This window comes from Streptomyces sp. NPDC002054 (assembly GCF_040296685.1).
In the GTDB taxonomy this organism is placed as follows: domain Bacteria; phylum Actinomycetota; class Actinomycetes; order Streptomycetales; family Streptomycetaceae; genus Streptomyces.
This window is the reverse complement of sequence record NZ_JBEOXT010000019.1, coordinates 28928-42840: the sequence shown is the minus strand read 5'-3', so window position 1 is coordinate 42840 and position 13913 is coordinate 28928. Positions and strand designations below refer to the sequence as shown.

At 71.3% G+C, this 13913-nt stretch carries 9 protein-coding genes; 5 read left to right on the top strand and 4 right to left on the bottom strand.

The window, feature by feature from the left end; genetic code table 11:
• Window positions 1-86 precede the first annotated feature (86 nt).
• Window positions 87-587 carry a carboxymuconolactone decarboxylase family protein gene (locus tag ABT123_RS19455; RefSeq protein WP_351315860.1) on the top strand — a complete coding sequence of 167 codons (501 nt, stop codon included), beginning with the start codon at window positions 87-89 and terminating at the stop codon, window positions 585-587.
• Between the two features lie 223 nt (window positions 588-810).
• On the top strand, window positions 811-3627 hold the full coding sequence (locus ABT123_RS19450; RefSeq protein WP_351315857.1) for a helix-turn-helix transcriptional regulator: 2817 nt from the start codon (window positions 811-813) through the stop codon (window positions 3625-3627).
• A 29-nt stretch (window positions 3628-3656) separates the two neighbouring features.
• Here the strand turns inward: ABT123_RS19450 and ABT123_RS19445 are convergent, their stop codons facing one another.
• The gene (locus tag ABT123_RS19445; RefSeq protein WP_351315854.1) at window positions 3657-6383 is read right to left on the bottom strand and encodes a BREX system ATP-binding domain-containing protein; all 2727 of its coding nucleotides are present in this window, start codon (window positions 6381-6383) and stop codon (window positions 3657-3659) included.
• A 93-nt stretch (window positions 6384-6476) separates the two neighbouring features.
• Between ABT123_RS19445 and ABT123_RS19440 the strand changes: the two genes are divergently transcribed.
• Window positions 6477-7556 carry a MerR family transcriptional regulator gene (locus ABT123_RS19440; RefSeq protein WP_351315851.1) on the top strand — a complete coding sequence of 360 codons (1080 nt, stop codon included), beginning with the start codon at window positions 6477-6479 and terminating at the stop codon, window positions 7554-7556.
• A 129-nt stretch (window positions 7557-7685) separates the two neighbouring features.
• Here ABT123_RS19440 and ABT123_RS19435 read toward each other — a convergent pair whose 3' ends face one another.
• Window positions 7686-8501 carry a S1 family peptidase gene (locus ABT123_RS19435; RefSeq protein ID WP_351315848.1) on the bottom strand — a complete coding sequence of 272 codons (816 nt, stop codon included), beginning with the start codon at window positions 8499-8501 and terminating at the stop codon, window positions 7686-7688.
• A 404-nt stretch (window positions 8502-8905) separates the two neighbouring features.
• Window positions 8906-9151 carry a hypothetical protein gene (locus ABT123_RS19430; protein WP_351315845.1) on the bottom strand — a complete coding sequence of 82 codons (246 nt, stop codon included), beginning with the start codon at window positions 9149-9151 and terminating at the stop codon, window positions 8906-8908.
• A 930-nt stretch (window positions 9152-10081) separates the two neighbouring features.
• Here ABT123_RS19430 and ABT123_RS19425 point away from each other — a divergent pair.
• Together ABT123_RS19425 and ABT123_RS19420 are read left to right on the top strand one after the other, a co-directional pair.
• Complete coding sequence (locus ABT123_RS19425) at window positions 10082-11173, top strand: PP2C family protein-serine/threonine phosphatase (RefSeq protein ID WP_502970991.1); 1092 nt, start codon at window positions 10082-10084, stop codon at window positions 11171-11173.
• A gap of 444 nt (window positions 11174-11617) precedes the next feature.
• Window positions 11618-11902 carry a hypothetical protein gene (locus tag ABT123_RS19420; protein ID WP_351315843.1) on the top strand — a complete coding sequence of 95 codons (285 nt, stop codon included), beginning with the start codon at window positions 11618-11620 and terminating at the stop codon, window positions 11900-11902.
• A 395-nt stretch (window positions 11903-12297) separates the two neighbouring features.
• On the opposite strand, the gene ABT123_RS19415 is transcribed toward ABT123_RS19420, so the two are convergent.
• Window positions 12298-13368 (bottom strand): DUF5954 family protein, encoded by a 1071-nt coding sequence (locus ABT123_RS19415; RefSeq protein WP_351315840.1) that lies wholly within the window; start codon window positions 13366-13368, stop codon window positions 12298-12300.
• Between the last annotated feature and the right edge of the window lie 545 nt (window positions 13369-13913).

The window sequence follows — 13913 nt, the reverse complement described above, 5'->3', positions numbered from 1 at the left end:
TCGCAGACAAAGTAGTTTCGCTTTCAACAATTGTGGGTGATCATAGTCGCGATGGCAACCCGAGACAACAGGCGAAGGAGCACAGGGTGATCGAGACGGCACAGGCCGCGGAGGCCCACCGGACCAACGGCCGGATCTACGTCGACAAGCAGAGCCCCGCCGCGTACCAGGCGCTGGTCAAGACCGCCGACACCGTCCGTGCGACGGCTGCCGATGCCGGACTGGACCGGATCCTGGTCGAGCTGGTCAACCTCCGCGTGTCCCAGCTCAACGGCTGCGCCTTCTGCCTCGACGTCCACGCCCGGGCCGCGCTGCGTGCCGGGGAGTCCACACGGCGCCTCGGCGTGCTTGCGGCCTGGCGTGACACCGAGCTCTTCACCGCCCGCGAGCGCGCCGCCCTCGCCCTGGCCGAGGCCACCACCCACCCTGCCGACGCCCTCGCCCAGGAACGGGCGTACGCGGAGGGGCGTGAGGTCTTGGACGACGACGAGATCTCCGCCGTGATCTGGGTGGCGATCGCGATCAACGCCTTCAATCGGGTTTCCATCCTCAGTAAGCATCCGGTACGGGAGGCGCCCGCCCGCTGAGCCTGAGGCCACCGTGTTTGCCCAACCGGGACGGGTGCCGGACATGCCCGCGCGGTACAACTGGAGGGTCGGCCGCCGTATCCTCGGGGGGTCGGTCCGTCGGGCCGGCGCCGAGCCGCCGGGAGCGGTGGAACCTGCCGCCACAGGTCTCCGCTCCCATCCCAACCTGCCCGACGCGCAGGTCCGTTGCGGCCCCGGGTGAACATGAGAACAGGGAGATGCGGTGGGAGCCGACCGCGGCCACGGACAGACCTCGCAGCGGACTCCGGCACTGGCGGGCCGGGCGCGGCAGTGGGCCGTTCTGGAGGACGCGGTGACTTCGGCGCCCGCCGCCGGGCGGGCCCTGTGGCTGCGCGGTGAGGCGGGCATCGGGAAGTCGGCCCTCCTGAAGCGCACCGCCCGCCTCGCCCAGGCCTCGGGTATGAGGGTGCTCCGGGTGACGGGCTCCGAGGCCGAGAAGGACCTGCCGTTCGCCGCGCTGCACCAGCTCGTCTGGCCGCTGCTGGAGCGCGCCGGGCAGCTGCCCGAGGCGGCCCGGGCGGCACTGGAGGCGGTGATGGACCAGCAGGGTGAGCAGCCGGGCGCGGGGAACGCGGTGTCGGTCGCGACCATGGAACTGCTCTCGGCCGCGGCCCGGGAACGGCCACTGCTGATCCTGGTCGACGACCTCCAGTGGGTCGACGCCTCCAGCGCCGAGATCCTGCAGTTCATCCAGCGCCGGCTGGCCGGCATCCCCGTCGTCATGGTTGCCGCGATCCGGGACGAGGCGGCAGAAAACCTGGACTCCACCGATGCGCAGGTGCTCGAACTCGAGCCGCTCAGCGAGGAGGAGGCCGTCGCGCTGCTGCGTGAGCGCTGTCCCGATGTCTGCGAGGACATCTTCAACCGCCTGCTGAGCGAAGCCGCCGGCAACCCTCTCGCTCTGGTCGAACTGCCCGCGCAGCTCGCGCAGGAGCAGCGCGCCGGTGCCGAGCCGCTGCCGGAGCATCTGCCGCTCGGCCAGCGGCTGGAGCGCATGTTCGCCGCCCGACTGGCGGCCCTGACACCCGCGGCTCGCTTCACGCTGCTGCTGTACGCGCTGGCCGGACGCGAGGTCGGGCCGACGGACCTGGTGAACGAGGCCGCGCGGGCCGCCGGGTCCGCCGTCACCGAGGCGGAGCTCGTCGCGGCACGGGACAGCGGACTGATCCAACTGGATGCCGACCGAGGGGAGTTGTCCTTCAGGCACCCGCTGGTGCGGGCCGCGCTGGTGGGCCTGTCCCCGGCGGCGGAGCTGCGCCGTGCCCACCGGGGCCTGGCCGCCGTCCTGCCGGCCGACGGCATCCGGCAGCTCACGCATCTGGCCGCCGCCTCCGTGGGTCCGGACGAAGACCTGGCCCAGGCCCTGGAGGCGGCTGCGTTCCGCACCCTCGTGCGCGGCGGTGACCTGGAGGCCGCGACCCTTCTCACCCGGGCCGCCGAACTCAGCCCGGACGCCCGCGGGCGCGCGCGGCGGCTGGTGCACGCCGCCTCGGCGGCTGCCCGTGGGGGCGTGCTCGCCCCCGCCGAGCGGCTCCTCGCGGAGGCGGACCTGGCAGGCGTAACGGCCGAGAGCCGCAACGTCTACGACTACACCAAGGTGTTCATCCGCTTCCTGGCCGACGGAGACCTGGCCGCGGGAGCCACCCTCCTCCCCGGCGTACTGGCCCGTCTGACCGACGATCTGGAGCGTGCCGCGCTGCGGATGCCCGCTCTGAGCATGCTGATCATCATCGCGACGTACTCAGCGGACGACAGCGTCTGGGACGCGATCCGCCGCGAACTCGCCGCCGATCCCGACCCGATCGCCCTCCTCGGCCATGACCTCTGGCACCACCCGGCCCGCCATGCACACGGCGGCATGGCGCGGTTCGTCCGACTCCTCGAAACCCACCGACCCGAACAGGAGGTGGCCGAGGCATGGATCCTGATGTGGGTCGCGTTCGGTGTCGACGCCGTCGGTGACCATGCCCATCTGTGGGAGCGGATCGCGCAGCGGCACGCGTACAGCACCGAGGCGTACATCGATCTGCTCTCGGCGCACGACGATTGCGTGCACGGCCGCTGGGACCGCCTGCTCGAGCGGGCCCGGCTGGGTGTCGCCCGGGCTCGCGCCCGCGGCTATGGACACCATGTGCACATGTATGGCTACAAGCGCGGCTACGTCCTCGCGGCCCGCGGTATGCAGCGTGAACTGGACGAACTCCTGACGGATTTGCGTCCCTGGGCCGCGCTGCGCAGGCACCGGTTCATTCTGAACCGGATCACCTGCCTGCAGGCGCTGTGCGCGCTCTCCCTCGGCGACTACGAGGCGGCCTACGTCCATGCCGCCTCGGTCACCCCGCCCGGAGAGTTCCCGTCCGACGCTCCCCAGTTCCACCTGGTCTTCCTGGACCTGGTCCAGGCGGCGGTGCACTGCGGCCGGGTGGAGCAGGCCCGCCGGCACATCGCCGCGGGCCGGGCGGCGCGCATGGCCGAGATCTCACCGCACCACGGCTTTGTCCTGGCCGCCGCCGAGGCGGTCGCCGCCGAGCCCGACGCCGTCGACGACGCATGCCGCGCTGTGTACGGGATCCCGCGGGCCGAGGAGTGGCCCTTCACCCTCGCGCGGGTGCGTCTGCACCACGGGGCCTGGCTACGCCGCCGGCGCCGAAGCGCGGAGGCCCGCGTCCAACTCGCCGAAGCCCAGCGGATCTTCTCGGAGCTGGGAGCCGGTCCGTGGACCGAGCGGGCGGAAGGGGAGCTGAGCGCCTGCGGAGGCTCCGGCTCCGGGCCCGCCGCCCGCCCCGCCCCGGCCGCAGGCGCCGCCGCCCCGGCAGCCCAGGCGCTCACCGCCCAGGAACTGCGGATCGCGCAGCTCGTCGCGACCGGCCTCACCAACAAGGAGATCGGCGTACGGCTGTCGGTCTCACCCCGGACCGTCTCCACCCACCTCTACAAGATCTTCCCCAAACTCGGCGTGACCTCCCGCGCCGGGGTGGCCCGCGCGATGGCCGGGGTCGCGGAGCCCCCCGCCCGCTGAGCCGGGGGGCAGGCGGGAACGGGCGTGGCTCATTCCTCCTTCAGGGCCTGGGCCAGCGCCGCCCGCGAGGTGATCCCCAGCTTCGGGAAGATCTTGTACAGGTACGCCGACACGGTCCGCGGCGACAGATGCAGCCGATGGCCGATCTCCTTGTTCGTCAGACCCGAGGCCGCCAGCCGGGCTATCCGCAGTTCCTGCGCGGTCAACTGCTCCGTACCGCCTGCGGCCATGGTGACGAGGCGTCCGGCTGCCCGCAGCTCCCGCTCGCAGCGCTCCGCCCACGGCCCGGCTCCCAGCCGCAGGAAGGCGTGGTGTGCCGTGTGCAGCACATCGCGGGCCTCGGCACGGTGCTGCCTGCGCAGCCGTTCACCGTGAGCCAGCCGGAGCCGGGCCAGATCGAACACCCAGCGCTCGGCGCCGGGGACGGCGCACGCCGCCCGGTAGCAGGCATCCGCCTCCTCGTCGGGCGCCGCAAGGGCGGCTGCCGCCGCCAGCAGGAAGGCATGGTGCGTCGAGATGTCCGCCATCCGAGCCGCCCGACCGGCCGCCACGTGCGCCCTGGCCTCCACCCACCGGCCGGTGTGCACGGCCGCATACACAAGGTCGAAGAACGGCATGTGGAACCAGGGCAGCCCCCGCGGCAGCACCCCCGGCGGGGTCAGCTCCACGACCGCCGCGTACGCCTCCTCGTACCGGCCGTGCGCCAGCGCGGCCAGGCCCCGCAAATGGGCGAGGTGGTCGGTGACGAACCGCATCCGGGCCCGCCGCGCCACGGGCACGACGACCCGCTCCATCTCGCGCAGCCCCTCCTCGTCGCCGCGACCGGCGAGGAAGTGCGCGTAATAGTGCCGGAACAGCAGCGCGTTGGTGTGGTAGCCCAGTTCGTCCGCGGACTCCGCCTCCAGCAGGCAGGTCGGGGCGGCTTCCCAACGGCCGTGCAGATAGTCCTGGTAGCACCGGGCCTTGGCGATGGAGCCCTGGGTTGCGTACGCGTGCAGCGCGGTGAACCGCCGCCACAGGTCCCCGTCGTCCGCATCGACGGCGGACTCGGTCCACAGCAGCAGCCATGCGCTTCCCGCTTCCTGTTCCTCCGTCAGGCTGGCGGCCACTGCTCTCAGTTCATCCGGCACCCCGTGTGCGGTGCGCGGCGGATCGGACCATGCGCGGTGGCAGAGCCGGGCCAGCGGCGAGACGCTCCCCAGATGCTGCTCCAGCGCGCGCCGCCCGCGCGGGTCGTCCGTGTACGTGGTGGCGAGCAGCAGCTTGAAGTACGCCTGCTCGGCCAGCCCCCCGAAGGACTCGGCACCGGGCTCGGTCAGGGCCTCCAGCGCCTGGGGGAGCAGCGTGAACGAAGACTCGAAGTCCACCCGGTGGCTCTGGTCGACGTACACCACCGCATAGGCGAACAGCGCGGAGATGTCGGCCGGTACGGGCGCCTGCCGGAGCTCCTCCACCAGCTGTCCGGCATACGAGAGCCGCCCGCCCCGGGCGGCCATCACCGCAGCCCAGGTCAGCCGCCGGGCACGAGCCGCCGGGTCGGGGCTCAGCGTGGCCGACCGCTCCAGCAGCAGCGCCCCCTCCGCATCACCGCCCCGCCGGGCGATCCGCGTGCCGGCCTCCTGGAGCCGGGCGGCCAGATCCTCGTCGGTGCCCTGGGCGGCGGAGGCCTCGTGCAGCAGCCGGCGCGCATCGTCCCCCTCGGTCCCCGACGCCAGCATCAGGTGGGCCGCCCGCCGCTCGGCCGCCGAGGCGGCGGCCACGACGGCGCTGCGGACCAGGGGGTGGCGGAACACCAGCCGGCCCGCACTGTCGAGCCGGGCCAGCCCACTGGCCTCGATCCGTGCCAGCACCTCCTCCGCGTCCTCGCCCGCCACGGCCCGCAGCCAGGTTCCGGTGCTGCGCGGGGACGTGACCCCACCCAGGGCGGTCAGCAGCAGCACCTGCCCGGCCCGGGCCGACAGTGAGCCCAGCCGACGGGCGAAGGCGCCTTCGAGCCGCTGCCCCAGGGGAAGTTGCTCCGGTAGCGGAACGACGCCCTTGAGCTGCTTCTCGTCCAGTTGCCGGGGCAGCTCGACCAACGCCAGCGGATTGCCGGTGGCCACCTCCAACACCTGATCGGCGGTCTTGGACGCCAGCCCCGGAAACCCCTGCCGCAGCAGCCGGCCGGCCTCCTCGCGGTCGAGCGGCGGCACGTCCACCGCCCGGGCGGGCCATCCCTCGGCCGCGGAACCGTCCGGGCGCGTGGCGCTGACGATGACCAGGGGCAACTCGGCGATCCGCCGGTGCAGGAAGCCGAAGACGCCGGCGCTGGAGGAGTCCACCCATTGCAGGTCGTCCAGCAGGACCAGCAGGCACCGGTCGCGGGCCGCCTCCTCCAGCAGCGCCAGCGCCGCCGCACCGACCATGAAGCCGCTGGGGGACAGTCCCGCGCGCCGGCCGAGGGCGGACTCCAGAGCCTCCCGCTGGCGCGGCGCCAGCGTCCGGGAACGCTCCAGCAGCGGTCCGAGCACCTGGTGCAGAGCCCCGAACGCCAGCCCCGCCTCGGCCTCGACACCCACGGCCTTGACCACGGCGAACCCGTCCTCGCGCGCCCGCGCCTCGGTCCACTCCAGCAGGGCGGTCTTCCCGATGCCGGCATCACCCCGCAGCAGCACCGCCGACCCGCCGGCCCCACCGCGGGCGTCACCGAGCGCCCTGCTCAGCACGTCCATCTCTTGCTGACGCCCGACGAGTTCGACTGCCGCCTCGCGAGACACGGAAAACACCCCCCACCCCCACAGCTGTGCCGGCCCCAGGGTGGGGCGCGCGAAGGCCCAAGGGTAGGTCACCGGGGTGAACGGACCGGTCGCATGGCCGGCGTGAGCGTCCGCACGCTGCATCACTATGACGAGATTGAGCTCGTGCGTCCGTCGGCGCGGACCGCGGCCGGGTACCGGGCCTATTCGGCGGGCGACGTGGAGCGGCTGCGGGAGGTGCTGGCCTATCGGCGGCTGGGCTTCGGGCTGCGGGAGGTTGCGGAACTGGTCGGCGACCCGTCCACCGACGCGGTCGCGCACCTGCGCCGACTGCGCGGCCTGCTCCTGGAGCGGCGTCATCGCGCTGACGCCATGGTGGCGGCCATCGACAGGGAACTCGAGGCACGGGCGAAGGGAGTGAAGGTGACACCGGAGGAGCAACTGGAGATGCTCGGTGCACGGCTGTACGACGCGATCGGCGGTGCCTACACCGCGACCCGGCGCACCGAGCCGCGGATCGCCGCGCAGATCTGGGACGCGCTCGGGGACGCGCAGACGGTGCTCAACGTCGGGGCCGGAACCGGCTCCTACGAGCCTGCTGATCGCGACGTTACCGCGGTGGAGCCATCGGCGGTCATGCGAGGGCAGCGGCCTGCCGGCTCGGCGCCGTGCGTGGCCGCCGCCGCGGAAAGCCTGCCGTTCGAGGACCATTCCTTCGACGTCGCGATGGCCGTCTCCACCGTTCACCACTGGGGGGACCCGATAGCGGGGCTGCGCGAGATGCGGCGCGTGGCCCGCCGCGTGGTGGTGCTCACGTTCGACACCGACGAGCCCGGATGGCAGGACCGGTTCTGGCTCACCCGCGACTACCTGCCCGAGTTCGCCGCCGTCCTCGCAGAGTTTCCCTCGCTTGCCGGGATGGCCGACGCGATCGGCGCCCGCGCCGAGCCGGTGCCCATCCCGTGGGACTGCGCTGACGGCCTGTTCGAGGCGTACTGGCGCCGGCCGGGGGCATATCTGGAGGATCACGTGCGCCGTGCGATGTCGGTGTGGACGAGGGTCGGCCCGGAGGCCGAGCAACGGGCGGTACGAAGCCTCAGCGACGACCTCGACTCCGGCCGGTGGGCCGAGCGCAACAGCAACCTCGCCGCCCTCGACGCGGCAGATCTCGGCCTCCGCCTGCTCATAGCCTGAACCGCATCGCAGCGTCAGCGCCATGGCGGCTCCTTGGACGGCCCGCCGGTCATGTGCGCCGCTGAGCGGGCATGGCGCTGTGGACAGGGCAGGCCAGGTGCACACCGTGGCCGCGGCGGCTGTCGGGGATCAGGCGTTACGCCTGATGGTCTTCCGGATCCAGTCCGCGTAGGCGGGCACGCTGGTGTAGAGGCCCGGCCCGGCCGAGCACGCGACCCCCGGGGCGCCGGGACCCGAGGTGGCTCCGATGAGCTCCCACCGGCCGTCCCTGCCCTTCTGAAGTTGCGGCCCGCCGGAGTCCCCGATGCACGCCATGGCCTCGGGCACGCGGCTGATCGTGCACAACCGGGTCCGGTCCGCATAGCCGGGGGCGCACTCGGCGTCGGCACCCGTGCGCGTCTCGAGCTCCTGCAACCGCTCCGCGAACTTCAGCTCGGTGTCGACGGTGGTGCCGAATCCCAGGATCCGCGTCGGGGCACCAGGCCGCCCGGCCCGCTCCGCGATCCTGACGGGCTTCTCGGTGACCGGGCGGTCGAGGCGGACCAGCGCAATGTCGTCCTTGTTGGCGGCCTTCCCGTCACCGTTCACATAGCCGGGGTGGATGACGGTCCGCTCGATGGCCCGGACGGTTCCCCCGGACTTCCGCTCCTTGCTGCCGATCCGGACAATGCCGTCCAGCTCAAGGCCGTCGCCCTGCACACAGTGGGCCGCCGTCAGCACCCACTGCGGATCGATCAGCGACGCCCCGCAGGAACCGTCGTACAGCCCGTGCTTCGGGGCCGACTCCGGGATCGTCGCCATGAACGGGTAGCGCTCCGTGGATTCGGTCCCGTTGACGATCGCTCCGGCGCTGCCGGTCATCAGGGTGGCGCACGTCGCGACGGCGAGAGCGCCGACGGCAGTGGTGCGCGCCGCGTGGCGGCGAACCGACGTCAAGCTGAACATAGGGGGTTCCTTTCCTCGTAAGTCCGGATGTGTCCACCCTGTTTGTTCAAGGTCCACCGGGCCATGTGGGTAGCGGGCCCGAGTGCAGTAGGGGTACCCCCACATCCCCGTCCTCGATGCGGCGCATCTCGCCGGGCCTCCCCAAGTGGCCCGAGAGACTCACGGACGAACGGCAGCTCCCTACGATCGCCGAGCGCGAGGCCTACCTCGAACCCGTCGAAGCGGCGCACGCCGACTTCGCCGCCTCCAGGCAGGCGGTCCCCGGCTCGGCGCACTGCGACAGCTCAAAGCCCGCACCCGACACCCGACACCGCACCAACTCTCAACCGGCTCGCCGCCTGCCTCGGCCGACGATGCCGAGGGGCGAGGACCGCGAGCGGCGTGGAGCCGGGGGGACCACCGGCTCAGGTCATCTCATCGCGGATCGCATTGCGGTGTTCCTCGTAGACGAGCCGCGCACCATCCCTCGGGAGCGCCTCGGTGGCGAGGCCGCAGGCACACCTCACGACGGTGAGGCCGGACAGGGTGCTTCGTGTGTCTCCCTCCGGGCTGGTCCAGGCTTTACCGGCCGGGTTCTCGTACCGGAGGTTGTGGCGGTACTGCGGCTTGCCGGTGCTGGTCTGATCAACGGTGAAGCGGTGCTCGCTCATGGCTCCAGTGTGGTCGCCTGCGAGCGATCGGCCGGCCGGACCCGCCGTGCACGGACGTCGCTCCGCAGACCCTCCGCCGGGGTACCACCCGCGTGGCTTGTTGTCTTCGCCGTCGGCTCCGCTTCTGCTGACGAGGAGCCTCATGCCGCCGGCGTTCAAGCCGCGTTCTGGCACGCCTCAGCTTCGACTGCATGGCCGTAGCGTCGAGGTTCCTCTCGCCCTTGAGGTACCGGGCCGGCGCCTCCAGGTACGGAATCGCTTCCTCGTACCGGCTCTCCTTGAGCAGGAGTTCCCCGAGCTCGAGAGCGCTCCGGCTCCGTCCGGGTGAGCCCCAGGCGGTACTCCACCCGGAACCCCAGGCCGTGATACGCGCCTGGAGCTTCATCACCCCGTACCGGTAGCTGTTCTCAGGGGCGTTGGGTAGCACGGTGCCACCACTGCAGTAATGCTGCGATACCTGGATTCTGCCGGAGCCAGGGTGTGGCTGCGGGCGGCCCGGCGCAGCTCTACGCCGCCCCCCGCCAGCCGGCGGGGGCGCTCCTAGAGGTGGGTATGCAGGCGGCCGGAGGGGACAATCAGTCGGCGCCGCAGCGCGGTCGTGCCGGTCTCGGCGGGGGCCTGCGCGAGATCAGCGTAGGTCTGCTGCCACGCCATGCGGGGGGCGAGCAGGTCATCGGGGAAGCGGAACGGTGGTCTCACCCCTCCCCACTACGACATACGTTCGATTATCTAGGCGAGTGACCCGCCGAGTCACAGGCCGTAGGTCTGATGGCTGTCCTGCGCCGGCAGGGGCTGATCGGTGACAGCAAAGTTTGAGTGGCGCGGGCCATGGGGGTGCTCATGGACTGTGGAGCGGGAGGAGAGGCGGCCAGCCGACCGACTCTGTTCGTCAGAGCGCTATGCCCCTATTGCGCAGATATTATGGGAAATGTGATCGAGTCTGGACGGCCGCAGCTCCGTCGGCGCTACGGCCGGGGGTGGCTTGTGCGGCTGTCGCCGGTCATTCTGACCGTCGTGATCGCCAGCCTGGCCTACGCCACTCCGCCGGAAATGGCCTTCAGCCGACTCCTGCCCGCGGCACCAGCCCTGGCCGCCGCCATGTGGCCGGTCCTCCCCACCGTCCTCCTCGGGACGGTCTGCCTCCTTCTGATGATCGGCCTCAGCCTCGTCTTCCCCGATCTGGGAACGTGGTGGACGGCCGCGGGGATCATCGCAGTCACCGTGGCCGCCGCGTACGGAAGCCATGTCCGGCTCCAGCGGGAGCGCACCCTCTTTCAGGTACGGCTCGTCGCCGACGCAGCGCAACAGGTGGTGCTGAGCCCTATGCCACGCCGCCTGGGGAACGTCGAGATCGAGTCGCTGTACCTCGCAGCCGCCGCGGAGGCCCGCATCGGCGGGGACTTCTACGAGGTGGTCGATACGCCGTTCGGGGTCAGGCTGCTCATCGGTGATGTGCGGGGCAAGGGCCTGCCGGCGGTGGGGGCGGCAGCGGCGATCGTCAACGCCTTCCGGGAGGCGGCGTACGGCGAGACCGACATGGTCAACGTCGCACGCAGGCTGGACGCCAGCAGCACCCGCTACAACGCCGCCTTTCCCCCCGACGGGCCGATGGAGCGCTTCGCCACCGCGCTTCTCGCCGAGATCCCGCACGAGGGCAGACGTATCAACATCCTCAACTGTGGACACCCCCCGCCGCTGCTCCTGAACCGCAGGAAACTCCGTGTCCTCGAGCCCGCCACCCCCTCGCCGCTGCTCAGCCTCGCGGAGCTGATCGGCGATCACTACAACGTCGACACCTTCGACTTCGCCCCCGGCGACCTGCTGCTCCTCTATACCGATGGGATCGCCGAGGCCCGCGCCCGCGACGGCGAGTTCTTCCCGCTGGCAGCTTGGATGCGTCGACAGCCCCCGACACCGCCCCGCGAACTCCTCACGGCTCTTCACCACGACCTCCTCCGCTACAGCAGAGGACGCCTTGACGACGACATCGCCGCCCTCGCCGTACGCGTGTGCGAGCCCTGAGGCACGGAGTCCCAGTCTGCTCGCACCAAGTCAGGCATATTGCCGATCTCGGCTGACAGCGGCCACGAGCGGACCGAGGCGAACGCTGGCTGATGCGGCACTGGAGGCGGTTGACGCACCGCTCGACGGTGTTCCGCTGCTTGTAGGCCTCGAGGCCGAAGCCGGGCGTGCGGCCCCGCAGGCCCCGGTGGCGGCGGCGCGCTGGTGGGCACGAACGACGGACGCGCATTCGTCAGCACGGTCATCACCGTGGGCAGTTGCGCCCGTGAGGCGGGTCACTTCCTCTCCCGTAGCTCGGCCGGCGAGGAGGGCGGAAGCCGCCCTTCGGATCACCTGAGCCCGCCCTTCAGGTGATTGCCGGACCTCTGACGGGCCAGGCCGCTGTCTTAGGGGTACGAGGACTCAGCAGGTGACGAACGCGTAACCCCAGTGAGGAGCTCGACGATGTACGCAGCAGTCCGGCGGTACGAAGGGGTGAGCGATCCGACTGAGGCAGGACGCCTGGTGAAGGAAGGGTTCGTGCCGCTCATGCGGCAGGTCTCCGGCTTCGTGGCCTACTACTGGGTCGATGCCGGGGACGGAGTGATGGTCTCGACCAGCGTCTTCCAGGATCGGGCCGGTGCCGAGGAATCGGTATTGAGGGCGGCAGAGTTCGTGCGGGAAAACCTTGCGTCACTGCTCCCCAACCCTCCTCAGGTCATGGCCGGCGAGGTCGTGGCTTCCGCGTGAGATAGATGAGCAGGGCGCTGGCGCGCCCGCTCCGTCCCGTCCCACCGTGAGAGGCTGCCAGCGACAGCAGGAAGTGGATCGGAGAGCTGGTTGAAGGGCACTTCGTTCCGGCACCGGCGTTCGGAGAAGTGAGGCCCTGGTTCGATGAGTCGCTGGGTCTGTTGGAGGCGGAGGAGTACGAGCGGTTCGACGACTCCTATGACCGGATCGCGGGCGCCTTGGCACTCGTGGCTCCGTCGGGTCCGGTTGCGGAGTTCCTCCTGCACATCAGTGACGGACGTGCCTGGTTCAGGTATAGCGATGAACCATTCGATGAAGCCTGAGCCCACCAGCTCCCGACCCCTTCATCCGTACCTGCCTGAGCACGCCGACGCCCTCGTGCCGGCCGGGCTTGTTCAGTCTGCGGGGAGTACGTGGCCGTCCTCGTCGAGCTCAAGATGGATTCGCATGGGGTCCTGGGTGTTCACGTCGGATGGGCGGGGGCTTTCGGGTCCATCGGAACCCCATCGGAGCAGGCGTCGGGTGCGGGCGATCTGGTACACGGTGCCTTGGACTTCCAGTCGGTTGACGCGGCCGGCCCGGAGTGTGTCGGAGGCTGCGACGTACGCAGCCAGCTCCTCGGTCGGCTTTCCGCCGCCGTCTGTCCAGGTGCGGGCATCGGTTTCCGGGTCGGCGTCGTACGGGATGAGTCCGCGCATCCGGGGCCATGCCCACGTCAGGGCGAAATCCAGGGACGTGCGGGCGTCGTGTGGAGTGGCGTGTGGGCCGCTGACCGGCTCCCAGCCGCCCGCGGACCGCTCCACGACCGTGAACGCCGCCGGCAGCAGCAGGACGTCGTGGGAGTCCAGCGCCCGCTGCGCGTCGGCACGGACATCGTCGGGGAAGCGCCGGCCGGTGTAGGCCAGGCCGCGTAGCGCCAGCCGCTCCAGGGCCTGGGTGGGGGTGACCGGCGCGTCCGGGTCCAGGACCAGTCCGTCGTCGACCTCAGGCCCCTTGGTGTTGCGGGACCAGTCGGGGAGGAGAGGCTCCGGATCGGTCGGGCGCGGCTCTTCCATGCCCTCCGGGCCTGCAACCGCGTACTCCTCCGCGCGCACGACCCGGTACCGGGTTCCGGCAATTTCGAGGTTGTCGACCCGCTCGCTTTCCAGCCGGGCGACCGCCGCGAGCAGAGCGCGCCGCTCCTGACGGTCCTTCGCCTCGTCCTTCGCGCGGAACCACAACAGCGAGTTCAGGCTGTCGCGTGCCTGCTGCGGACAGCCGGACGTCATCGCGATCACCACCCGCCACCGCCGCCCGTCCCCGGCACTCTGAGCCGCCACCCCGAACAGCGGGCCCCGCACCAGCAGATTGCCCGCACGCTTCACGGCGTCCACCGCGTCTGCTTCCATCGCGGCTTCCACCGGCTCCACCGGCACCCGCACCACGATCGGCTGCGCCCCGCCCGGTTCCATATCCCCACGGTCCATACGCCCATCCTGAGACCTCCTCCACGGCACCGTGGGTGATTCGCCGATTCGCCACCCGATCCATACATCGTGGCGGTGAGCCGGACGCTGGCGTTCAGGGCCGGCCGGCATGGACGTCAGGGTGGCTGGGGTGAATACCGAGGAACGTGTCCGCGCCGGCCCTATGATGTCCCTCGCCGAGGAGCCGGAACCGCCTCGGGAATCACCTCGAGCCCGGCTCGTCGCAGCGGTCTGAGCACCTTGCGGTGCCTCTCCCGTCGGCCCCTCCCGTTCACCCCCCCATCGCCTCATCACCTGTCCGGCTTGATCGTGCCCCCGCCTGGCGTAGGGCCAACACCGACCGGACGGGTCCTGGCCAGCCGAGTGAACCGACAGTCGCGGGGCACCCCGCCCAGGGCGGCCCGTACGGCAGTGGAACGGGGTGACGTCTGCCAGCGGGAACCGGCCCGGTCAGAGGTGAGGGTGTGCGCCGATTGGTGGGGGATCGGCTTGCTGGGGTGCGGGGGCTGGTGAAGGATCAGATTACGGGACGTGCCGCCTATATG

What these genes read in the sequence shown, in the direction of transcription:
- ABT123_RS19440 (WP_351315851.1), top strand. Translation starts at nt 6,477, where the DNA reads ATGGCCGGCGTGAGCGTCCGCACGCTGCATCACTATGACGAGATTGAG.
- ABT123_RS19435 (WP_351315848.1), bottom strand. Translation starts at nt 8,501, where the DNA reads ATGTTCAGCTTGACGTCGGTTCGCCGCCACGCGGCGCGCACCACTGCC.
- ABT123_RS19430 (WP_351315845.1), bottom strand. Translation starts at nt 9,151, where the DNA reads ATGAGCGAGCACCGCTTCACCGTTGATCAGACCAGCACCGGCAAGCCG.
- ABT123_RS19420 (WP_351315843.1), top strand. Translation starts at nt 11,618, where the DNA reads ATGTACGCAGCAGTCCGGCGGTACGAAGGGGTGAGCGATCCGACTGAG.
- ABT123_RS19415 (WP_351315840.1), bottom strand. Translation starts at nt 13,368, where the DNA reads ATGGACCGTGGGGATATGGAACCGGGCGGGGCGCAGCCGATCGTGGTG.